Consider the following 22,020-nt stretch of genomic DNA (forward strand, 5'->3'; position numbering starts at 1 on the left):
GCGCCCGCGTACCGACCGGGGGGAGCGCCCTGCTTTTCCGCGCGCGCCGGTGGCGAGCGCCGTGGCGCGCATCACCCGTGCAGGTGAGTTGAGACCTCTTCGAGACATGTATCAATCAGCAGGCGTGGATATGCCAGGGGCGATCAGAGGCCCGGTGGATCCCCCAACTGGCTTCACTTCCAAGGGAATTGAGGGGGGCGTTCATGCAGAAACGTGCCTTCCGAATACCGATGGCGGAATCGCGCAACCCTCCCACCCGAGCCCTACTATCGGCTGGCCATGACAGCAGCAGGGAAGCACCAGGTGAGCCGGTCGGCCGGCCGCCGGTTAGGGCGGGCGGGCATCCGGGACGTGGCCGCCGCCGCCGGGGTCTCGATCACGACCGTCTCCGACGCGCTCAACGGCAAGGGCCGGCTCCCGGAGGCCACCCGCCGCCATGTCCGCGAGGTCGCCGAGCGGCTGGGCTACCGCCCGTCCGCAGCGGCCCGCACCCTCCGTACCGGCAAGTCCGGCCTCATCGGCCTGACCGTGACCACGTACGGGGATGAACCTTTCACCTTCACCGAGTTCGCCTACTTCGCCGAGATGGCGCGAGCCGCCACCTCCGCCGCGCTGGCCCGCGGCTACGCCCTCGTCATCCTCCCCGCCACCTCCCGCCACGACGTGTGGTCCAACGTCGCCCTCGACGGCACCGTGGTGATCGACCCCTCCGACCACGATCCGGTCGTCACCGAGCTCTTACGCCAGGGCATCCCCGTCGTCAGCGACGGCCGCCCGGCCGGGGCCCTCCCCGTCACCGCCTGGGTCGACAACGACCACGAGGCGGCGGTGCTCGGACTGCTCGACCATCTCGCCGAGGCCGGCGCCCGCCGGATCGGACTGCTCACCGGGACGTCCACCGACACCTACACCCGACTGTCCACCACGGCGTATCTGCGGTGGTGCGAACGCGTGGGGCAGGATCCGGTCTATGAGGCGTACCCGGCCCACGACCCTTGTGCCGGTGCCGTCGCCGCCGACCGGCTGCTCGCCCGCCCCGACCGCCCCGACGCGGTCTACGGCCTCTTCGACCCCAACGGCACCGATCTGCTCGCCGCCGCCCGCCGCTACGGACTGCGCGTCCCGGACGATCTGCTGCTGGTGTGCTGCAGCGAATCAACCGTCTACCGCACCACCGAGCCGCCCATCACGACCCTCTCACTCAAACCCCGCCGGATCGGCACGGCGGTCGTACAGTTGCTCATCGACGCCATCGAGGGCCTTGATACCGACCACCCCGTCGAGCAGGTCATACCCACCGAATTGATCGTGCGGACGTCGTCACAGCGCCGTCCGCCCCGTACGACGGTCAGCGCCCCGCGCAGCCGTGCCGGAGGCTGACCTGAGGGCGACTCAAGGATGACCCGAGGAGGACCTGAGCCCCATGGGCTTCCCCTACCGGGCCAATCCGGGATAAAAGTCCGACCAAGCAGGAGTGAGCACCGATTGACGGCACCCTGGTGCGTCACAAGCCCTCACGGTCATTCCTATGATGGGCGGACGACACCGCGGACCGCCGTCGACCAGGCAAGGTCCACAAGGTGGGACGGCGGCGTGATGGTGGAGGGGTCGATGACTCAGGGGGCCGGTCTGGAAGCCACGGCAGGGACCACGGCTGCGATCCCACCCGTGCCCGCGTACGGGGTGCCCACCCCGCCCATGTCCACGCATGGCGCGCCCATTTCGCCCATGCCGGCGTACGGGGCGTTCCCCCCGCCCGGCATGGTCGCGCCCGGGGCCGTACCGCCCGGGCCCGCGCCCGCGGCGCCGGGCCCCGCCGCGCCCGTGCCGCCGCCCGCGCCCGCTCCCGGGGCTCCCGCGCCCGGGGTGCCGGCTCCAGGGGGGCCCGCGCCGGGGGCTCCTGAGGCGCCCGCGCCCGCCGCGCCACCGCCCGCCGAGTACACCCCGACCGAGCGGCTCCCGGTCATGGGCCCCGGTCACACCATCCCGGACATGCCGCTCGTCCCGGCGCAGGACCGCCCCACCGTCGCGCTCACCTCGCTGCCCGAGCCCGAGCACGGCCCGCTCGCCGAGGACGAGGGGCCCGGCCCGCTGTACGTCGTGGGCGATGTCCACGGCTACCACGACGAGCTGCGCGAGGCGCTCGCCGCCGAGGGCCTGATCGACCCCAAGGGCAACTGGGCCGCGGGGAACGCCCGGTTGTGGTTCCTCGGCGACTTCACCGACCGCGGTCCGGACGGCATCGGCGTCATCGACCTGGTCATGCAGCTCTCCGCCGAGGCCGCGGCCGCGGGCGGCTACTGCAAGGCGCTGATGGGCAATCATGAGCTGCTGCTGATCGGCGCCAAGCGGTTCGGCGACACGCCCGTCAACTCAGGCGCCGGAACCGCCTCCTTCCAGGCCGCCTGGCTGCTCAACGGCGGCCAGCGCAGCGACATGGAGCGGCTGGAGGACCACCACCTCCAGTGGATGTCCCGGCTGGACGCGATGGCGGAGGAGGACGGGCATCTGCTGGTCCACTCCGACACCACCGCCTATCTGGATTACGGCGACTCGATCGAGGCCGTCAACGACACCGTCACCGAGACGCTGCAGCGCAGCGACGCCGACGAGTGCTGGGACCTGTTCCGCAAATTCACCAAGCGGTTCGCCTTCCGCGACGAGGACGCCGGGCCCCTGGCGGCCCGCGAATTGCTCGACGTCTACGGCGGGGAGCGCATCGTCCACGGTCACAGCCCCATCCCGTATCTGCTCGGCGAGGTCGGTTCCGAGGACGGCGAGGACGGCGGCACGCCCGCGGTCGAGGGCCCGCATGTCTACGCGGACAATCTCGCCGTGGCCATGGACGGCGGCGTCACCATGGCCGGAAAACTGCTGGTCGTCCAACTTCCCCTGACCGGCTGAGGATTCAGCGGACGCTGCCCGGGGCAGATAGAGAGCTTCACCGGCGCGGGAGCAATTCCCGAAACTTGCTGTCACCCCGCGCCGGATCGGCTCTACCATCGGCTTATCCGTCGCAGGCTCTCCTCCGTTTCCGCCCGACTGCCCGGCGCAAGCCGACGTCACGGCCCTACGGAGCATCGGGGGATGCACCATGAAAAGCGCTCCGCACCTGCTGACCGAGGACCGCCCGGAGTTCGAGCGAGTTCTCGACGAGGCACTGCGCACCGCCGACCGTCGCCCGGACCTCACCGGTGTCGGGCAGCGGCTGACTGCCGAGCAGTTGCGCACGATGGCGCTCGGCGCCTCGGCCGCGATAGCGGCATGCGCGGCCGCCGAATATCAGGACTACCGCGAAACTCGCGCCAAATTGCGCGAGCCCGCGCCGCTCTTCCCGCTCGCCGGGGACGTGGGGGAGCGCGAGCACCCGGACGGCACGGTGGGGCTCGCCGGCGCGATGCAGGACGCCGCGGGGGCCGGGCTCGTCGCCATGCTCGCGGTGCTGGCGCCGGTGCTCGCCGGAACCGCCGCGATCATCTTCCTCATCGTCGGCTACGTCCTCAACGTCCTGGACCCGGCCCCCTCCATCGCCCAGCCGATGGTCACCGCGGGCTGGTTCTTCGCGGCGCTGACCGCCGCGGGCATCCTGATCGCCGCCGTCGGACTGCTCCTGACCGCGCTGCGCAACGGCTCCAGCGCGATCCGGGGCGAGGCGCGCAGCGAGCAGCTCGAGGAGGTGGACCGCGCCCGAGAGATCTGGCGTGAGGCCCTGCTGGAGCGCGGCATCCTGCCGTTCCTCCGCGAGGCCCTGGCCAACCCCTCGGCCCCGTCCCCCTCCGCCTACGTCCCGACCAACCCCGAAGCGGTCAGCCGCACCCCGCACCTCGGCTACAGCCGCCCCGGCTTCAGCACCGACGGCGAGGGCCCCAAGGCCCGCCCCCGCTACAGCAGCCCGGACTTCACCAGCCCCGACTACGGCGGCCCGGAGCACCAGCCGGACTAGCCCGCGTCCGGGGCCGCCCCGGGGTGCGGTCCGGGTGGGCGTGGGGGTGCACATGGGGTCATCCCGGATGGCGGGGCGCGGCCGCCTCGCCAGCATGGCTGACCATGACTTCCTTGACTCGGCGCACCTTCATGGGTGGTTGCGCGGCCGGAACACTGCTGGCCGTGACCGGGAGCACCGAGGCCCGCGCGGCGACACGGCCCACCGGGTCGACCACCACGCCGACCACCGCAGCGACCACCGCATCCGACGAGGCCGCCCTGCGGGCCGCCATCAGCGACCTCTCCCATCCGCCCGCCACCTCCGCGCAACTGCGCGTCGACCGCCGAGGCGACCACTGGTACGGCACGGCCGGGGCGGCGGACCTCGGGAGCGGGCGGGCCGTACGCCCGGACGACCGTTTCCGTGCGGGCAGCATCACGAAGGCATTCGTGGCCACCGTGGTCCTTCAACTGTGGGCCGAGCGCCGGGTAGAGCTCAACGCACCCATCGGCCGGTACCTCCCGGATCTGCTCCCCTCGGCCTTCTCCCGCCGCATCACCGTGGCCCAGCTGCTCAACCACACCAGCGGACTGCCCGACCATCGAGGACTGCCGGACGACAGCACCCCGGAGGGCGTGGTACGGCATCGGTGGGACCGGTGGACACCGCGGCAGTGGGTCGAGACGGTGACCCATGACCCGCTCAAGTTCGATCCGGGGACCGCACAGGAGTACCGGGGCATCAACTACGTCCTGCTCGCCCTGATCACCGAAAAACTGACCGGCCGCCCCTACGGCCAGGCGATCGAGTCCCGCGTCCTCCGCCCGCTGGGCCTGACCCGCACCCTGCTACCGGGCCAGGACCCGCGCCTCCACGGCCCGCATGTGCACGGCTATCTGCGGATGACCGACGGGTCGCTGCGCGATATCACTGTGTACAACCAGTCCAGCGCCTGGGGCGAAGGCGAGCTGGTCTCGACCCTCGACGACCTGTCCCGCTTTCAGCGAGCCTTGTTCTCCGGCGCCTTGCTGCCATCCCACGCGCTGGACAAGCTCTTCACCCTGCCCCCGGATTCCGTACGCATGCTGGACGGCACCCCGGCCCGCTACAGCCTCGGCCTGCAGAAGGCCACGGTCAACGGCGTGACGTTCTGGGGAAAGACCGGCGAGAGATACGGCTACCGCACCCGCATGTTCGCCACCCGCGACCAGGCACTCCGCTTCGTCCTCTCCTACGCCCCGACACCACTGACCGCCCAGGAGGAGATGACCAACCGAGTCGTCGCCATACTCACCGCGTGAACCACCCCAGTGGTCCGCGCTCCGACCGCCCCAAGGGGCGGCGCGGAGCACGGACCAACGCTCGAAGGGATGTTTCACGTGAAACGGGCCAACGGGCAGAAGAGGAAAGCGCTCCCCGTCAGCTGTACAGCGGCGACGTACGGCCCATATCCGTAGTCCGCGTCAGTCCGCGATCGGCAGATAGACACGGTTGCCCGCCTCGGCGAACTCCTTGGACTTCTGGGCCATACCGGCCTCCGCCTCCGCCGCGTCCATCGCGCCACCGTGTTCGCGGCGGATGTCCTGGGAGATCTTCATCGAGCAGAACCTGGGCCCGCACATCGAGCAGAAGTGTGCTGTCTTGGCCGGTTCCGCCGGGAGGGTCTCGTCGTGGAAGGAGCGGGCCGTGTCCGGATCGAGGGCCAGGTTGAACTGGTCCTCCCAGCGGAATTCGAAGCGCGCGTCGGAGAGCGCGTCGTCCCATGCCTGGGCGTCCGGATGGCCCTTGGCCAGGTCGGCCGCGTGGGCTGCGATCTTGTAGGTGATCACGCCGGTCTTGACGTCATCGCGGTCCGGCAGGCCCAGGTGCTCCTTGGGCGTGACGTAACAGAGCATCGCCGTGCCCCACCAGGCGATCATCGCGGCGCCGATGCCCGAGGTGATGTGGTCGTAGGCGGGGGCGATATCGGTGGTGAGGGGGCCCAGGGTGTAGAAGGGGGCCTCTTCGCAGATCTCCTGCTGGAGGTCGACATTCTCCTTGATCTTGTGCATCGGGACATGACCCGGGCCCTCGATCATCGTCTGGACGCCGTGCTCCTTGGCGATCCGGTTGAGCTCGCCGAGCGTACGCAACTCCGCGAACTGCGCCTCGTCGTTGGCGTCGGCGATCGACCCCGGACGCAGTCCGTCGCCCAGCGAGTAGGTGACGTCGTACGCCGCGAGGATCTCGCACAGCTCGTCGAAGTGGGTGTAGAGGAAGGACTCCTGGTGATGGGCGAGGCACCACGCCGCCATGATGGAGCCCCCGCGGGAGACGATGCCGGTCTTGCGGCGGGCGGTCAGGGGGACGTACGGCAGGCGGACGCCGGCGTGGACGGTCATGTAGTCGACGCCCTGCTCGGCCTGTTCGATGACCGTGTCCTTGTAGATCTCCCAGGTCAGCTCCTCGGCCCTGCCGTCGACCTTTTCCAGCGCCTGATACAGCGGCACGGTGCCGATGGGGACCGGGGAGTTGCGCAGCACCCATTCGCGGGTGGTGTGGATGTTGCGGCCGGTCGAGAGGTCCATGACCGTGTCGGCGCCCCAGCGGGTCGCCCAGGTCATCTTCTCGACCTCCTCCTCGATGGAGGAGGTGACGGCGGAGTTGCCGATATTGGCGTTGACCTTCACCAGGAATCGCTTGCCGATGATCATCGGCTCGATCTCCGGGTGGTTGACATTGGCCGGGAGGACGGCGCGGCCCGCCGCGATCTCCTCCCGGACCACCTCGGGGGAGACGTTCTCGCGGATCGCCACGTACTCCATCTCCGCCGTGATCTCGCCCCGCCGCGCATAGGCGAGTTGGGTCACGGGGACGCCCGCGCGACCGCGCCGCGGCTGGCGTGGGCGGCCGGGGAAGACCGCGTCGAGGTTGCGCAGCCCCCCGCGGGGCGAGGTGTGCTTGATCCCGTCGTCCTCGGGGCGCACGGGACGGCCCGCGTATTCCTCCGTGTCGCCGCGGGCGACGATCCAGTTCTGCCGCAGCGGCGCCAGGCCACGGCGGACATCCGTCTCGATGGTGGGGTCGGTGTACGGGCCGGAGGTGTCGTACAGCGTCACATCCTGGCCGTTGGTGAGGTGCACTCGGCGGACCGGGACGTGAAGGTCCGGGCGCGAGCCCGCGACATATCCCTTATGCCAGCCGAATTCGGCGTTCTCGGCGCGCGATGATGCATCCTGCTGAGTCATGAGACCCACTCCCTACGCCGGCATTACCCGGTAACAGGTTCAGCGGTCGGCGCAGCTGCAGCGTCAGCGCCCTCTCAGCCCGGTGCTCCGAGCTCCCGCGATTGCAAAGGTTCGTGCCCACGCTAACGGTTTATCCACAGTGCTGAACAGGGGGCCCACTCCTCTTGCGATGATGCGACCGTGACCGCCATCCAGCAGGACCACCCGCCCGAGCAGCCCCGCCCCTCCGATCAGGCGCACGACCACGGCCACGGCCATTCCCACGGTCATGGCCCCGCCGCTCCCGTCTCCGCCCGCCTCCGCAAGATCATCGCGGCGGTGCTCATCCCCTTCGCAGTCGCCGTCGTCGCCGGTCTGATCGTGCTCTGGCCGGGCGGCACGCCCGACCACAAGGCCAGCGGCCGCAGCGGTCTCGGCTTCGATCAGCAGACCGTCGCCGGACGGGTGGTGAAGGTCGAGGAGGTGAACTGCGCGGACGTCAACGCCCAGCCGCAGGCACCCACCGAGCCCGGCCAGGACAGCGCCGCCCAGAACGGCGCCCCCGGGCAGGGCGGGAAGAAGAGCGTCTGCGAGAAGGCCACCATCGAGGTCACCTCGGGCAAGGACAAAGGTCGCACCTTCCCCGAAATCGTTCAGCCCAACGCCTCGCGTCAGTTCAGCGCCGGGCAGGAGCTGAAGCTGGCGTACGCCCCCAAGGCGCCCAAGGAGCTGCAGTACTCCGTGTCCGACGTCGACCGGTCGATGCCGATGGCGCTGCTGGCGGGGCTGTTCGCGCTCGCCGTCGTGGCGGTGGGGCGGCTGCGCGGGGTGTTCGCGCTGGTGGCGTTGGCGATCAGCTTCGGGGTGCTGACGCTGTTCATCCTCCCGGCGATACTCCAAGGTTCCAATCCGCTGGTGGTCGCGGTCGTCGGGGGCAGCGCGATCATGCTTCTCGCGCTCTATATGTGCCATGGGCTGACGGCCCGTACATCGGTCGCCGTGCTCGGCACGCTGGTGTCACTGCTGCTGATCGGGGTGCTGGGCTCGCTGTTCATCGCCTGGGCGAGCCTGACCGGCAATACGGACGACCAGACCGGTCTTGTGCACGGCCTCTATCCGAACATCGAGATACGCGGGCTGCTGCTGGCGGGCGTGATCATCGGCTCGCTGGGCGTGCTGGACGATGTGACGGTCACCCAGACCTCGGCGGTGTGGGAGCTGAGGGCCGCGGACCCGACCGTGTCCCGGCGCAGGCTCTACGGGGCGGCGATGCGGATCGGGCGGGACCACATCGCCTCCGTCGTGAACACGCTGGTGCTGGCGTACGCGGGCGCGTCGCTTCCGCTGCTGCTGCTGTTCTCCATCGCGGACACCGGTGTGGGCACGGTCGCCACGAGCGAGATCGTCGCGGAGGAGATCGTACGGACGCTGGTGGGCAGCATCGGGCTCGTCGCGTCGGTGCCGGTGACCACGGCGCTGGCCGTGCTCGTGGTCTCCGCGGACCGCGCACCGGCGGCGGACGGCGGCGCGAAGCGGGGGGCCGACGCGGGCGGCGCCCAGGCGGCCCGGACCGGCCGGGGCGGACGCGGGCGGCGGCGCCGGGCCAAGACGCGCTGAGCGGCCGGGCGACGACACGTTGAGCCGCCGGGCGGAGGCACGACGAGCCACTCGGCGGCGAGAACCTCAGCCCCCGGGCGCGCCGCCCGGGCTGTTCGGTGGCCCGACCGGTTCGATTCGGCCGCGGGCACACCGGTCGTCGACCCGCCGCCGCGTATCCGGCCCTCAGCCCGCGTACCGGTCCTCGGCCAGGATGCGGTGGAGTTCGGCGTCGAGATCGCCGACCGGATCGCAGGCCGCCGGCTCCTGGCCGAAAGGCACCACCCGGTCCGTCCGATCGAGGAAGGCCACCAGCGGGGCGGCCCCGGCCCGGAACAGGGCCCGTTCACAACCGACTTGGAGTCTGATGAAGACGTCCGAGAGCCCCTCGGGGGAGGCGGGAGCGATGCGCACATCCCCCTCACCGGTGGGTCTGCTCAACCCGTCCAGCAGGAGCTCCCGCGCGAAGGCCCAGCTCACCGGCGCGTCGCCGGGCAGATGGAAGGTGATCTCGACGGCATAGGGGTCGCTGCTGTCGTAGGACAGCTCGACCGGGATCCGGAAGGAGAGATCCTGCGAGACCAGGAAGGTCATCGTCACTTCCGCCTGAACTGTGTCACGCATGTCACGCATCGTTCGCCGCCCCGGGTTGTTTGCGCATGGCCGACTCTGGAGCGTAGCGACTCGATTGCTGTGCGGAGTCGGTTTGCCTCGTGTGAGGGAACGAAAATGGCCAGTGTTGCCATGGGGAGGCCCGCGGGGCCGGACGACGCGGGCCCGGTGGGCGGGAGATCGGGGCCGGCGCACCGGCCGTATCGAAGATCGCTGTCGTCAACAGGCACCCCCGGGGTGTTGTTGCGAGGCAGACGCCGAGAGAAAGGACGCCGAGGTCTCGCACTTTAACGGCAGGGGTGGCGCCGGGCCGCGCTCCCGCCCCGGCGGTATCCCTCGCGCGGCGTATCCGCGCGCGGTGGGGGTCCGCAGGGCCTGCGGGGATGCGTCAGGCCCTGGGGGACGCGGCGAGCGCCGCGCGGCGGGTCAGGCGGTGAACTTCCGTACGACGTAGATCAGCCCGGCGATCAGCGCCACCAGCAGCAGCGCCTTGAAGACGAAGCTCACCAGGAACCCGATCACGCTCATGATCAGGCCGCCGAACACGGCGAGGATGAGGACCGGTATCGCGATCCAGGTCACCCACCATGGCAAGCCCCGGAATATCCCCTTCGTGGTCACGTAACTCCCTGCTTTCTCTCCGAGCCGTGGGTCCGGACGCCGACGGCCGGTCTTCCCTGCCGTCGATGCTAGGACGGGACGGAAGCGCACGGGCGTCCCGCGGCCCCCGTCCTCCCCTGACCGAACCCCTACGGGACCGTCCGGCCACCCGTCGGCTCCGCGGTGGACCAGCCCGCAGACGGCATCAGTCCCGGTCAGGGTCAGCCCTCCGGCGACATCAGCCCTCGGGCGGCATCAGCCCTCCGGCGGCGAGAACACCACCAGCACCCTCAGGTCCTCGGTGATGTGGTGGAACTTGTGCGCCACGCCCGCCGGTACGTAGACCACGCTGCCCCGCGCCACCTGCGTCGTCTCCATTCCCACCGTGACCGACGCCCGGCCGCTCACCACCAGGTAGACCTCGTCCTGGTTGTGCGGTGACTGCGGATCGGGCTGGCCCGCGTCCAGCGCGTACAGCCCCACGGACATGTTCCGCTCCCGCAGGAACTGCAGATACGCGCCATTGTTCGCGGCCCGCTCCGCCTCCAGCTCATCCAGCCGGAACGCTTTCATTCGCCTCTCCACCCCTGCCTACGGGGCCCCTGCCTACCGCGGGGCCTGTCTGCGACGATCTCAACCATGAAGAATTTTCTCGTCAAGACGATCGCGAACGCCGGTGCCCTCGGCGTCGCCATCTGGCTACTCAAGGACATCACGCTCACCGGTGACAACACCGGCCGCCAAGCGCTCACCCTCATTCTCGTCGCGCTGGTCTTCGGCGTGGTGAACGTGGTGGTCAAGCCGATCGTCAAGCTCCTGGCTTTTCCGTTGTTCATCCTGACCCTCGGGCTGATCACGCTGGTGATCAACGCCCTGATGCTGCTGTTGACCTCCTGGCTGGCCGGAAAGCTGGATCTGAGCTTCCACGTCGACGGCTTCGGCACCGCGGTGCTCGGTGGCCTGATCGTCTCCATAGTCGCGTGGGCCCTGCACGTCGTGCTGCCCGATGACAAGGACTGATCCCGGCCGGGGATGATGGGAGGCATGAGAGACCCGTCGCCCTACCGTGTCTGCTTTGTCTGCACCGGCAACATATGCCGCTCGCCGATGGCCGAATCCGTCTTCCGCGCCCATGCCGCGGAGGCCGGGCTGGACGGCCGGGTCGAGGTGGACAGCGCGGGCACCGGGCCCTGGCACGAGGGCGACGGGGCCGACCGCCGCGCCATCGACGTGCTCACCACCCACGGCTATGAGCAGGATCACATCGCGCGGCAGTTCCGGGCCGACTGGTTCGATCGCCTCGATCTGGTGATCGCCCTGGACAGCGGCCATCTCCATGAGCTGCGCGCGCTCGCGCCGACACCGCACGACGCCGCGAAGGTACGGCTGCTGCGCAGCTACGACCCGGACGCGGACCGGGACGCGCTGGGCGGCCTCGATGTACCGGACCCCTACTTCGGCGGGACGGACGACTTCGAGGAGTGCCTGGACATGATCGAGGCCGCCAGCGGCGGGCTGCTGGACGCGGTCACCGAGGCCATCGACGCGACGGGGAGCGCCGCCGAGGGGACCCCGGGGAGCGCCGCAGAAGAGACCGCCGAGGGGACCCCGGAGCAGGCCGCCCAGAGCGCCGAAAGCAGGAAGAGCGCGTCGGCCGCCGATGGCCCGGACGCAGGGAAGGAGCCCGCATGACCGGCGACGGTACCCGCGCCGTACGGGCCGGACTGCCCGAGGCCGAGGCGTACGAGCCGACGCTGCCGGGCCCGGTCTTCGCCGCCCACTACCACCTCCCCGGCGACGCCGCCGGCCCCTACACCTACGGCCGGGACGCCAACCCCACCTGGTCCCTGCTGGAGCGGGCGATCAGCGAGCTGGAGTCACCGGGCACCGACGCCGAGACGGTCGTCTTCTCCTCCGGGATGGGCGCGATCTCGGCCGTGCTGCTGTCCCAGCTGCGCCAGGGCGACGCGGCCGTGCTGCCGACGGACGGCTATCAACTGCTCCCGGCACTGATCGAGCGGCTGGAGGGCTACGGGGTCACCGTGCGCACCGCCCCGACCGGCGGGGACGCCCAGCTGGACGCGCTGGACGACCGGACGAAGCTGCTCTGGCTGGAAACCCCGTCCAATCCCGGACTGGACGTCTGCGACATCCGCCGGCTCGCCGAGGCCGCGCACGCCCGCGGCACGCTCGTCGCCGTCGACAACACCCTCGCCACCCCGCTCGGCCAGCGGCCGCTGGAGCTCGGCGCGGACTTCGCCGTGGCGAGCGGCACCAAGGCGCTCACCGGCCACGGCGATGTGCTGCTCGGCTATGTGACCTGCCGCGATCCGCGGCTCGCCGCGGAGGTGCGGGCCTGGCGCAAGACGGTGGGCGCGATCCCCGGCCCCATGGAGGCCTGGCTCGCCCACCGCTCCCTGGCCACCCTCCAGCTACGCGTCGACCGCCAAGCGGCGACCGCCCTGGCCCTCGCCGAGGCGCTGCGCGACCGCCCGGAGATCACCGGGCTGCGCCACCCCGGGCTGCCGACCGATCCCGCCCACCAGGTCGCGGCCGGGCAGATGCGCGGCGGGCGCTTCGGCTGCGTGGTCTCCTTCACCCTGCCGGACAAGGAGTGCGCGGAGCGCTTCCTGGACGCGCTGCGGCTGGTGGACGACGCCACCAGCTTCGGCGGGGTGCGCTCCACGGCGGAACGGCGCGGACGGTGGGGCGGCGACGCGGTCTCCGAGGGGTTCATCCGGTTCTCGGTGGGCGCGGAGGACCCGGACGACCTGATCGCCGATGTGCTGCGGGCGCTCGATACGGCATCCGCCGCGGCGGGTGGCTGAAAGCGGGCGGGTACGCCTGTGCGGGCGTCTCAAGCCTCCCCCCTCGTGGCTTGAGACGCCCCGGTTCTTCTCGTGGAGAACCGCTCGAACAAGGCTAGTTGACTCAGCGTCAGTGTCCAATCACAGTAGCGACATGAACCTATCGGCATATTTATAGTTGGCCTGCGTGCGGGGCGCGACGAGGCGAGGGGAACCGCATGGATCTGGCCCTCTTACGCACTTTTGTCGCGGTTCACCGCGCCGGGTCCTTCACCCGCGCCGCCGGGCTGCTCGGCCTCTCCCAGCCCGCGGTCACCGGCCAGATACGCACCCTGGAGCGGCAGCTGGGCCGCCCCCTGTTCCTCCGTACGGCGCGTGGCGTCGTGCCCACCACCGTCGGGGACGAACTCGCCCACAAGGCCGCGCCGCATCTCGACGCCCTCGTGGAGATCACCGAGGCGGGTCTCGACGACGACCGCTCGGCGCTGCGCACCCTGCATCTCGCGGGCCCCCCGGAGTTCACCGCGCTGCGCGTCCTGCCCGCGCTGACCACCCTCGTCGCCCAGGGCCTGGCGGCGCGGTGCGCCTTCGGCAGCACCGAGGAGCTGTTCGAGGGGCTGGGCGCCGGCCATCACGACCTGGTCATCACCACCGCCCGGCCGCGGGGCCGGCTGCTGACCGCCACCCCGCTGTGCGACGAGGAGCATGTGCTGGTCGCGGCCCCGCGCTGGGCGGCCCGGCTCGGCGGTCCCGCGGTGCTCCAGGTCAAGGGGGTGCGCGCGCTGGAGGCGCTGCCCGTCGTCGAGGTGCACGAGAGCCTGCCGCTGGTCACCCGCTACTGGTCGGCCGTCTTCGACACCCGGCCGGTCACCGCCGGCACGATCATCGCGCCCGATCTGCGCGCGGTGCTCGCCTGCGTCGCGGAGGGCGCCGGGCTCGGCGTCCTGCCCCGCTATCTGTGCATGGACGCGCTGGACGCCGGGGAGGTCGTGGCGCTGCTCAACCCGCCGGTGCCGCCGCTGCGCACCTATTTCCTGGTGGTGCGGACGGGGGCGCTCGCGCTGCCGCATATCGCGCGGGCGCACGAATGGCTGTTGCGCGCGGCTGTCGACTGGTGAGTAAGTGGTTTCGCGGGGCGAAGGGTGCGGCAGATGTCCTGCATGACCGAACGACCTGTGGTCAAGCGCACCGCTCGCGCCATTCTCCTCGAGGGCGAGGCCGCCCCCCGGATGATCCTGATCAAGCGCACCAAGCCCGGCCAGGCGCCGTACTGGATCACTCCGGGCGGCGGGATGGAGCCCGAGGACGCGACCGTCGTCGAGGCCCTGCACCGCGAGGTGGACGAGGAGCTGGGGGCGAAGGTGACCGATGTGGTGCCCGCGTTCGTGGACACCGTCCCCCATCTCGACGAGGGCGCGGACGGCGCCGGAGGCGCCGAGGGCGCCGGCGGGGTGAAGGTGCAGCACTTCTTCGTCTGCAGACTCGCCTCGATGGACCTCACCCGGCGGCACGGCCCGGAGGTGGACGAGCCGTGCGGGGAGTACGACGTGGTGAGCGTCCCGTTCACCCGCGAGGGGATCGCCTCGGTCGAGGTGGTGCCGCCCTCGCTGCGGGCCTACCTCGACGCCAACATCGAGGGTGTGCTGGCCCTGCTCGCGGACGACCTCGGCTAGCGCCTGCCGGGTGGATCGTCGCGGGGCAGGACCTAGCGGAACCAGCCGCCGAACGGCTGCTGGGTCTTCCGGGCCGCCCGCTGACGCGCCTCGGCCAGCACCCGTTCGGCCTCCTCACGCCAGGCCTCGGGGCCCGCGTCGGGGCGGACCTCCGGCCGGATGGCGGGGCTGAGATCGGCGCGCGCCACGGAGGGCTGCGGCGCTTGCCCGGCCGAGTCGGTCGCTTCGGCCTGCGCGGCCGGTGGGGTCTGGGTGCCCGGTTCGGCCGGCACGGTCTGGCCGGCCAGGTCGACCGGCCGCACGGCTGGTGAGGCGGCCGGGGCCTGCGAAGCCGACACGGCCTGGGCGGCCTCGCCGGGAAGGTCCACCCGCCGCGGCGCCGGTGGGGTGGCCGGGACGGCCGGTACGGCTGGGGCGGGGCCCGGGGCGGCCGGAGCCGCCTGGGCCTGAAGGCCCGAATCCGCCGGAACCGCCTGGGCCTGAAGGCCCGCGACCGCCGGGACCGACGGGGTCTGAGGGTCCGAGACCGCCGGGGCGGCCGGGATCTGGGGGCCCGGGGCAGCCGCGACCGCCGGGGCGGCGGGCGGGGCCTGAAGGCCCGGGGCAGCAGGGGCTGTTGAGAACTGAAGGCCCGAGACCGCCGGAGTGGCCAGGGCCTGCGGGCCTGGGGCCACCGGGGCTGCTGTGGTGACCGGTGTCTGAAAGCCCGAGGCGGCTGACGTGACCAGGGGCCGAGCACCCGGGACCACCGGGGCGTAGGGGACAGGCGGGGCCTGAAGGCCCGGGACGGCCGGGGCCGCCGGGGTGACCGGGGTCTGAGGACCCGAGACGGCCGCCATAGCCAGAGCCTGCGTACCCGGGACCACCGGGGCGTACGGGACCGGCGGGGCCAGAAGCACCCGGACCGCAGGGGCCACCGGGGCAGGCCGGCCGGGCAGGTCCGCCGGCTCCGGGGTCGCCGGGGTCGGCAGGGTCGGCGCGGTCGGTGGGGTGATGGGCGGGGCGGGCGGGGTCCGGCGGCCGTCACGCGCCTCGGCGGCCGCGCCGAAGAAGTCGCCGCCCTTTCGCTTGATGTCGTCCGTCCCCCAGTGCCGCTCCCGGTCGTGCTCGAGGGCCTGGTCACCGGAGGGTCCGCGGTGCCGGTTGTCGCCGCCGCCGGTGCGTCGCTGGGCCGGGACCTTCTGGAGGTGCGGGATGTGCTTGGCGCAGTGGATGTACGCCTCCTCGAGGGTCACCTCGACCCACACCACCGCGCGCCGCCCCGGCACCGGATCCACCGGCAGGCCGGGGTGGGCCGCGCGCATCTCGGCGTCCTCCACCACCCGGGCCCGGCCGTTCACATGCAGCCCGATCCGGTCCCGGAAGAAGTCGACCATGAGAATGCCGACGTGGGGGTTCTCCTGGATATTGCCGAGGCTGGCCAGGACGCCGTTCCCACGGTATTCGGGATAGGTCAGGGTGCGCGCGTCGAGTACCCGCAGAAAGCCGGGCGGACCGGCACGGAAGGTGTTGTCACACTCCCCGTGCCCGTCGGAGGTGGCCAGGAAGAACATTTCCTGGCGGTCGATGAACTCCCTCATCCGGGCGTTGAGGTGGTCCAGCACCTGTTCGTCGTAGAAGCGGTCGGCGCGGTCGACCGTGTCCAGTCGCCGCTGCAGAAGGTGTTCGCCGTCGCTCCCCGGACGCCACGCGCGGTCGTCGAGGTGCTCCGCACTGTCCACGGTTCTCGTCCCCGTCCTACTGATTCGCCATCCGGAATCGCCGGAATGCCTGCCTCATGTCGGTGTTTCGCCGTCTGCCGTCCGCGCCCTATTCCGCGGCCGCGGCGAGCTCCTCGATGGAGTCGTGCCGGATGCGGTGGGACGGAATACCGATGCCCACCAGGGCGTCGACACCGCTGCGGATCATCCCGGGCGGCCCGGAGAGATACGCGTCGAACGCGTTCCACGGGCCGTACTGCCGCACGGCGTCCGGCAGTCGGCCGCTGAGGCCGTTGGTCGGGCCGTCGGAGACGACGGGGCGGACCGCGAGCCACGGATGCTTCCGCGCCAGCCGCAGCATGGTGTCGATGTCGTACAGGTCGTGATCATTACGGGCGCCGTAGAAGACCTCGACCGGACGGTGGATGCCGTAGTCGGCGACGTCCTCGACCAGTGCCTTGATCGGCGCGATACCGGTGCCGCCGCCCAGGCAGAGCAGCCCGTTGTCGCTGGAGTGGTCGACCGTCATGGACCCGGCGGGGGGCCCGAGACGGATCACATCGCCGGGGCGGGCCCGGTGCACCAGCGCGGAGGACACCCATCCGGCCGGAATGGCCTTCACATGGAAGGAGAGCAGCCCGTCGGAGCGCGGCGCCGAGGCGAACGAATAGTGCCGCCACACCCGCGGCCACCAGGGCGTCTCCACTGAGGTGTACTGGCCCGCCCGAAAGGGGTACGGCTGGTCCGGGCGGACGGTGATCACGGCGATGTCGTGGGTGCGCGGCTCATGCCCGACCACCTCGGCCTGCCACCACGCGGGGGCGCGCAGCTCGTCCTCGGCCGCCGCGTCGATCATGATCTGGGAGATCGCGGTGTAGGCACGCACCCAGGCGGCCTCGGCCTCGTCGGTCCAGGTGGTGACCGCATAGCGGGTGAGCGCGCCGATCAGGCATTCGCCGACGGCGGGGTAGTGCTCGGGCTGGGTGCCGTACTTACGGTGGCCGCGGCCGAGCCGGGTGAGGAACTCGGTGAGGATGTCGGGGTCGTCGATGAGCCGGGCGGCGGTCAGTATCGCCTTGAACAGCCGGTCGCGCTGGGCGTCCATGGCGGCGGGGAAGAGCGGCCGCAGCTCGGGGTGCTGGACGAAGAGCAGCGCGTAGAAGTACGAGGTGACCTTGTCGCTGATGGGCTCGACTTCGGCCATCGTGCGGCGCAGGAGGATCGCGTCGGGCGAGGCGGTCTCCGGGACGGCGAACGGCGAGTCGGGGCCGGGCCGCACGTCCTGCGGGGCCGGGGCCTCATCAGGACGCTGATGCTCCTCGCGCCTGGAGGGCGTGGGGCCGGGGGCCGCGGGGCCGGGGGCCCGGCGCTCGTCCACCCGACGGTCGTCCACCCGGCGCTCGTCCACTCGACGGTCGCCCGCCCGGCGCTCGTCCACTCGACGGTCGCCCGCCCGCGGGCCGGACGGCCCCGGACCGGGCGCGGGGGGCGGCTCCACGGGCGTACGGCGGTCGGCTCCGGTGCCGACCGGCCGTATCGGATTCACCGGACGGCTGGGCGCACGCTCGTCGCTCTGCCGGTCCGGGGACCCCCGCTCCTCGGCCGGTGGCCTGCTCGGGGTGAACCAGCCCCAGTCGCCACTGTTTCCGCCGGAGCCGTCACTGCCGGCCGACGATGTGGTGGTCGGAGCGTCCATGGTTGCCTCGCCTCGAACATCTTTCTGTCGGTCTTCGCACTTCCGCTGCCGGAATGTGCCCGCAATTCCCCGTCCTGGTGCCCTGGTTCAAGCGAGAATGGTCGTGCCGACCCTCTCCGTGACTCTCTTCGGGCAGCATGCCACGCTCGTTCCCCACCTCGGGCACATAGCCCGAAGTCCGGGGAACGGGGGCCGCGTTCCCGTTATGCTGGTTGGCCTGGGATGCCCGTTCTGACCCCGTTACAGCACGCCACACGGAACCGGACCCGACCCTACCGGCCCCGGATGAATTCACAAGCCCCAAGTGCACCGCATTCGTTACACCTGCCAACTCACGTAATTACCGATAGTTACGTGCGGTTACCCATCAATTCGTAAGCCTCTCGGAGATCACGTCCGGCATAGGCGTGGGATGCGATGTCGCTCACATGGTGGTCGGCGTTCACGGCGACCGAGACCGGCACCACCGTGAACAGCTCCGCGTCCGAGAGGGAATCCCCATAGGCCACGCAGTGGTCCCTGGTCAACCCGAACTTCGCACAGAGTTCATCGGCGATCCGGACCTTCGCGGCCGGGGTCAGGATCCCCGCCGGATCCACCGGCTCCCGGAACGGCACGGCGGGCCAGGTCGATCCGTAGGTGGCGTCCGCGCCCCACTCCAACAGCCGCGACACGAAGAAGCCCGGCGAGAGCGAAATCACCGCACAGCGCTCGCCCCGCGCCCGGATGTCCGCCCACACCTCACGGATCCCCGCCAGCCACGGCGCCCCTTCGAACGCCGCCGCCACATGGGCCTCCGTCAGCTCCTCCCACAGCGCGCAGGCCCGCTCGGCGAACTGGGCCGTCGTCAGCTCCCCGCCGGCGAACGCCCGCTCCAGCGCGGCGATCTCCCGCTCCAGACCGAGCTGCCGGGAGATCTCGATCGCGGCGGCGGAGCCGTGGATGAGCGTGCCGTCCAGATCGAACAGATGCAGTCTGGTCATATCAGCCGAGCCTAGAGGCAACCCCCGGGGCGCCCCGGTCCCGCCCCGCTCTGCTGCCCGCCGCCGGGAGTACGCGTGGATACTCCTGCCGTCAGACGCCGCGGGGCCGCCGCGCCGCCACGGTGGGGGCATGCAGCAGCTCACCCGCCCCGTCCGCCGGGGCCTCCTCGTCGTGCATGTCGTCGTCTCCGTCGGATGGCTCGGGCTGTCCCTCGGCATGCTGGCCCTGGGGATCACCGGGGCCGTGGCCGACTCGGCCGAAGAGGCCGGGGCGATGTACCGGTCCATGAATGTGCTGGGCGACTGGCTGCTGATTCCGATCAGCCTGCTGGCGCCGGCCAGCGGGATCGTGCTGTCGCTGGGGACGCCCTGGGGGCTGGCCCGCCACCGGTGGGTGTACGTGAAGTTCTGGCTGACGCTGGTCACCACCGGCGCCACGGCGTTCGCCCTGCGCGCCAGTATCGACGCCGCGATGGCCGATGTGGTGGCGGGCCGGGCGGTCGGGGCGACCACGGATCTGATCGTGGCGCCGTCGGTCAGCCTGGGCGTCTATACGTTCCTCACCGCGATCTCGGTGACCAAGCCCTGGGGGCTGACCGCCCGGGGGCGCCGGCTGCGGGCGACAAAGCACCGATAATTGCATACGCGGTCTTTTTCATCGCTGGACTATCCTGGAATCCGCTCACCCACCAAGGAGGGGTTCCATGCCGGAGAAGGCGCACAGCGCCGTCGCCCCGCCCGCAGGGCAGGCGCTCGCCCAGGGCTGGTGCGCCCTGTCCTCCCTGCACGGCCGGATAGAGACGCATATCGAGCGTGCGCTGCAGGCCGGGCACGATCTGAGCGTCCGCGAATTCTCCGTGCTCAACGTCCTCAGCGGACAGCACGACGGCGACGGCGGACATCTGCAGATGAAGCAGCTCGCCGACTCCGTCGTGCTCAGCCAGAGCGCCACGACCCGGCTGGTCACCCGGCTGGAGGACCGTGGGCTGCTCTCCCGCTACATCTGCCCCGGCGACCGCCGCGGCATCTACACCAACGTCAGCGACGACGGGCTCAAGCTCCTGGAGGAGGCGCGGCCGACGCACGACGCGGCGCTGCGCGAGGCCCTGGCCGACGCCGCCCGGCGGCCGGAGCTGGCACCGCTGGTCGCCGCCGTCGAGAGGCTGACGGCGACGTACTGATCGCCACCGGCCGTGAGTGGCTTGCCCCTGGTCCGCCGCCCGTCCGGGGCTCGCGGGCACCGGCGTAGGCTCACCGCATGAGCGACTTCGAGATACGGCGCGCGACCGCCGACGACATCCCGGCGATCGTGGCCATGCTCGCGGACGACCCGCTCGGCGCCCACCGGGAGTCCCTGGACGACCCGGCCCCGTACCGCGCCGCCTTCGACCGTCTGGACCAGGATCCCCAGCAGCGGCTGGTCGTCGCGGTCCGGGACGGCCGTACCGTCGGCACCCTCCAGCTGACCGTGATCCCCGGGCTGTCGCGGCGCGGTGCCACCCGCTCGATCATCGAGGGGGTCCGGATCCACTCCGAGGAGCGCGGCGGCGGGCTCGGCACCCAGCTGATCGAATGGGCCGTCGAGGAGTCGCGCCGCGAGGGATGCGCCCTGGTGCAGCTCACCTCGGACGCGACCCGTATCGACGCCCACCGCTTCTACGAGCGGCTCGGCTTCGAGGCCAGCCACGTCGGCTTCAAGCTCCCGCTGGGCTGAGCTGTCCCTCCCGGCCCGTCCGTCCTGCCTGAGCCGACATGACCTGATCTCACCGCCGGGCGGCCTTAAAGCGTCGCGAGGTCGACGGCTTCGGCCATCCGCCGGTAGCCCGCGTCGTTCGGGTGCTTGAAGTCGCCCGAGTCGTACGCCGGGTCCAGCCGCAGCGGATCGGACGGCGAGGCCATGACCGTCGCGAAGTCGACGACCGCGTCGAAGGCGCCCGAGGTGCGGATCCACTCGTTGATCGCGGCGCGCTTCGCCTCCGAGCGCGGGGTGTGGTACTCAGCCCCCTTGAACGGGAGGATCGTTCCGCCGATGACCTTGATACCGCGGGCGTGGGCCTGGGCGATCAGCTCCCGGTAACCCGCGATCACCTGCTCCGCCGACACCTGCGGATTGGGCTTGTAGGTGGGCAGATCCACCTCGCTGAAGCCGATGTCGTTGAGCCCCTCGAGCAGGATGACCGACCGTACGCCCGGTTTGTCCAGGACATCGCGCCGGAAGCGGGCGCCCGCCCGGTCCCCGTACCAGGCCGAGTCGTGCAGCAGCAGATTGCCGCCGATCCCGGAGTTGAGGACGGGTCGCGGGGTGCCCGCGGCCGCGAGGCGCTCGGCCAGCAGATCCGGCCAGCGGTGGTCGGCGTCGTCGGTCGAGCCGAAGCCGTCGGTGATCGAGTCGCCGAAGGCCACCACCGTGCCCGGGTGGCCGGGGCCGCCGGTGACCTCGACATCGGAGAGGTAGTACCAGGAGTGGGTGGTCTCGGTGAAGGCCGTCCCGGTGCGGTCGGCGCGGTGGTCGCCGTCCGCGCGGTAGCTGCGGGCGTACGCCTGGGCGTGGAAGGTGGCGGCGCCGGTGGGGCGGTCGAAGTACAGCGTGACCGTGACCGGCTGACGCGGCGCCACCCGCAGCGGGGCCGCGTCGCTCACCGTCTCACCGCCCGCCGGGATCTCCACCGGCCGCCGGTGTCCGAAGGTCAGCGCGCGCAGGCTCGCGCCCTGGACGGAGGCACCGTGCGCGGTACGGGCTATGGTCGCGCCCGCGATCCGCAGCGGCGCGGTGCCATAGCGGTTCGACAGCCGGATCCGGGCGGCCGTGCCGCCACCGGTGACCCGGACGACCTGACGCAGGGTCTGGGCGGTGCGCTCGGCGAAGCCGCTCTCGGCCCAGTTCTTCTCGAAGCCCGCGCTGGGGCGCTGGACGGGGGCGGCCCACCCGGCCGACCAGCCGGTCCCCGCCCGGTCGCGGCCGGCCGCCGGGCCTCCGGGCCGGGCGGTGGCCGTCCCGGAGGCGGCCAGGACGGTGGTGAGGGCGAGCAGGGAGGCGCTGAGGCGAAGCGTGGACGAGCGCATGGCGGGGCTCCTGAGGGAGGGCGCGGGAAGGGCGGACCAGGCCGCTCCGGTACGGGGTACGGGGCGCCTGAGCGCCGCCGTACCGACGTACGGGAGTGCGAGCACCTGAGTACCGGCGTACCGAGTGCCGGAGTGCCGGAGACCAACCTGCCGTCCATC

20 protein-coding genes and 1 pseudogene are annotated in these 22,020 nt (G+C 71.5%); 13 read left to right on the plus strand and 8 right to left on the minus strand.

Annotated elements, in window-relative coordinates; all coding sequences use genetic code 11:
* Nucleotides 1–279 precede the first annotated feature (279 nt).
* From BLV72_RS16525 to BLV72_RS16540, 4 genes are all read left to right on the plus strand, one after another.
* Nucleotides 280–1,380, plus strand: coding sequence for a LacI family DNA-binding transcriptional regulator (locus tag BLV72_RS16525; RefSeq protein WP_093463141.1), 1,101 nt, complete (start codon nucleotides 280–282; stop codon nucleotides 1,378–1,380).
* A 216-nt stretch (nucleotides 1,381–1,596) separates the two neighbouring features.
* Nucleotides 1,597–2,904 (plus strand): metallophosphoesterase, encoded by a 1,308-nt coding sequence (locus BLV72_RS16530; RefSeq protein WP_167746588.1) that lies wholly within the window; start codon nucleotides 1,597–1,599, stop codon nucleotides 2,902–2,904.
* Between the two features lie 190 nt (nucleotides 2,905–3,094).
* Nucleotides 3,095–3,943 (plus strand): hypothetical protein, encoded by an 849-nt coding sequence (locus BLV72_RS16535; RefSeq protein WP_093463142.1) that lies wholly within the window; start codon nucleotides 3,095–3,097, stop codon nucleotides 3,941–3,943.
* A gap of 104 nt (nucleotides 3,944–4,047) precedes the next feature.
* Nucleotides 4,048–5,226: a serine hydrolase domain-containing protein gene (locus BLV72_RS16540; protein WP_093463144.1), complete on the plus strand. Its 1,179-nt coding sequence runs from the start codon at nucleotides 4,048–4,050 to the stop codon at nucleotides 5,224–5,226.
* Nucleotides 5,227–5,388: 162 nt separating this feature from the next.
* Here BLV72_RS16540 and thiC read toward each other — a convergent pair whose 3' ends face one another.
* The gene (gene thiC / locus BLV72_RS16545; protein WP_093463145.1) at nucleotides 5,389–7,152 is read right to left on the minus strand and encodes a phosphomethylpyrimidine synthase ThiC; all 1,764 of its coding nucleotides are present in this window, start codon (nucleotides 7,150–7,152) and stop codon (nucleotides 5,389–5,391) included.
* Nucleotides 7,153–7,332: 180 nt separating this feature from the next.
* Between thiC and BLV72_RS16550 the strand changes: the two genes are divergently transcribed.
* A complete protein-coding gene (locus tag BLV72_RS16550) occupies nucleotides 7,333–8,748 on the plus strand; it encodes a YibE/F family protein (RefSeq protein WP_093463147.1) in 1,416 nt (471 codons plus the stop codon).
* Nucleotides 8,749–8,913: 165 nt separating this feature from the next.
* On the opposite strand, the gene BLV72_RS16555 is transcribed toward BLV72_RS16550, so the two are convergent.
* The 3 genes from BLV72_RS16555 to BLV72_RS16565 all read right to left on the minus strand — a co-directional run bounded on the left by BLV72_RS16555 (nucleotide 8,914) and on the right by BLV72_RS16565 (nucleotide 10,512).
* Entirely contained in the window at nucleotides 8,914–9,351 is a 438-nt protein-coding gene (locus BLV72_RS16555) for an SsgA family sporulation/cell division regulator (RefSeq protein WP_046085022.1), read from the minus strand.
* 414 nt (nucleotides 9,352–9,765) lie between these two features.
* A complete protein-coding gene (locus BLV72_RS16560) occupies nucleotides 9,766–9,960 on the minus strand; it encodes a DUF5326 family protein (RefSeq protein WP_059143705.1) in 195 nt (64 codons plus the stop codon).
* Between the two features lie 234 nt (nucleotides 9,961–10,194).
* Nucleotides 10,195–10,512, minus strand: a complete 318-nt coding sequence (locus BLV72_RS16565) for a cupin domain-containing protein (RefSeq protein ID WP_093463148.1) — start codon at nucleotides 10,510–10,512, stop codon at nucleotides 10,195–10,197.
* 66 nt (nucleotides 10,513–10,578) lie between these two features.
* Here BLV72_RS16565 and BLV72_RS16570 point away from each other — a divergent pair, with 66 nt between their 5' ends.
* The 5 genes from BLV72_RS16570 to BLV72_RS16590 all read left to right on the plus strand — a co-directional run bounded on the left by BLV72_RS16570 (nucleotide 10,579) and on the right by BLV72_RS16590 (nucleotide 14,419).
* Nucleotides 10,579–10,959 (plus strand): phage holin family protein, encoded by a 381-nt coding sequence (locus tag BLV72_RS16570; protein ID WP_093463150.1) that lies wholly within the window; start codon nucleotides 10,579–10,581, stop codon nucleotides 10,957–10,959.
* A 24-nt stretch (nucleotides 10,960–10,983) separates the two neighbouring features.
* Nucleotides 10,984–11,631 (plus strand): low molecular weight protein-tyrosine-phosphatase, encoded by a 648-nt coding sequence (locus BLV72_RS16575; protein ID WP_093463151.1) that lies wholly within the window; start codon nucleotides 10,984–10,986, stop codon nucleotides 11,629–11,631.
* Nucleotides 11,628–12,767: a cystathionine gamma-lyase gene (locus BLV72_RS16580; RefSeq protein WP_093463153.1), complete on the plus strand. Its 1,140-nt coding sequence runs from the start codon at nucleotides 11,628–11,630 to the stop codon at nucleotides 12,765–12,767. Before BLV72_RS16575 ends, BLV72_RS16580 begins: the two co-directional genes overlap by 4 nt.
* Before the next feature lie 197 nt (nucleotides 12,768–12,964).
* Complete coding sequence (locus BLV72_RS16585; protein ID WP_093463154.1) at nucleotides 12,965–13,864, plus strand: LysR family transcriptional regulator; 900 nt, start codon at nucleotides 12,965–12,967, stop codon at nucleotides 13,862–13,864.
* Nucleotides 13,865–13,906: 42 nt separating this feature from the next.
* Nucleotides 13,907–14,419, plus strand: a complete 513-nt coding sequence (locus BLV72_RS16590; protein ID WP_093470384.1) for an NUDIX domain-containing protein — start codon at nucleotides 13,907–13,909, stop codon at nucleotides 14,417–14,419.
* 1,022 nt (nucleotides 14,420–15,441) lie between these two features.
* Here BLV72_RS16590 and BLV72_RS52020 read toward each other — a convergent pair.
* The 3 genes and pseudogenes from BLV72_RS52020 to BLV72_RS16605 all read right to left on the minus strand — a co-directional run.
* Nucleotides 15,442–16,140 (minus strand): annotated as a pseudogene (locus tag BLV72_RS52020) (pyridoxamine 5'-phosphate oxidase family protein); the annotation flags it as partial.
* An 88-nt stretch (nucleotides 16,141–16,228) separates the two neighbouring features.
* Nucleotides 16,229–17,815, minus strand: coding sequence for a globin domain-containing protein (locus BLV72_RS16600; protein WP_093463156.1), 1,587 nt, complete (start codon nucleotides 17,813–17,815; stop codon nucleotides 16,229–16,231).
* Between the two features lie 350 nt (nucleotides 17,816–18,165).
* Entirely contained in the window at nucleotides 18,166–18,798 is a 633-nt protein-coding gene (locus BLV72_RS16605) for an HAD family hydrolase (RefSeq protein ID WP_093463157.1), read from the minus strand.
* A gap of 130 nt (nucleotides 18,799–18,928) precedes the next feature.
* On the opposite strand from BLV72_RS16605, the gene BLV72_RS16610 reads away from it, so the two are divergent.
* The 3 genes from BLV72_RS16610 (at nucleotide 18,929) to BLV72_RS16620 (ending at nucleotide 20,512) form a co-directional block, all read left to right on the plus strand.
* Nucleotides 18,929–19,435, plus strand: a complete 507-nt coding sequence (locus BLV72_RS16610; RefSeq protein ID WP_093463159.1) for a DUF2269 domain-containing protein — start codon at nucleotides 18,929–18,931, stop codon at nucleotides 19,433–19,435.
* 67 nt (nucleotides 19,436–19,502) lie between these two features.
* Entirely contained in the window at nucleotides 19,503–19,979 is a 477-nt protein-coding gene (locus BLV72_RS16615) for a MarR family winged helix-turn-helix transcriptional regulator (protein ID WP_093463160.1), read from the plus strand.
* Between the two features lie 77 nt (nucleotides 19,980–20,056).
* Nucleotides 20,057–20,512: a GNAT family N-acetyltransferase gene (locus tag BLV72_RS16620; protein ID WP_093463162.1), complete on the plus strand. Its 456-nt coding sequence runs from the start codon at nucleotides 20,057–20,059 to the stop codon at nucleotides 20,510–20,512.
* A 65-nt stretch (nucleotides 20,513–20,577) separates the two neighbouring features.
* Here BLV72_RS16620 and BLV72_RS16625 read toward each other — a convergent pair whose 3' ends face one another.
* The gene (locus BLV72_RS16625; RefSeq protein ID WP_093463163.1) at nucleotides 20,578–21,861 is read right to left on the minus strand and encodes an SGNH/GDSL hydrolase family protein; all 1,284 of its coding nucleotides are present in this window, start codon (nucleotides 21,859–21,861) and stop codon (nucleotides 20,578–20,580) included.
* Nucleotides 21,862–22,020: the final 159 nt, after the last annotated feature.

This window comes from Streptomyces melanosporofaciens (assembly GCF_900105695.1).
GTDB lineage: Bacteria > Actinomycetota > Actinomycetes > Streptomycetales > Streptomycetaceae > Streptomyces > Streptomyces antimycoticus.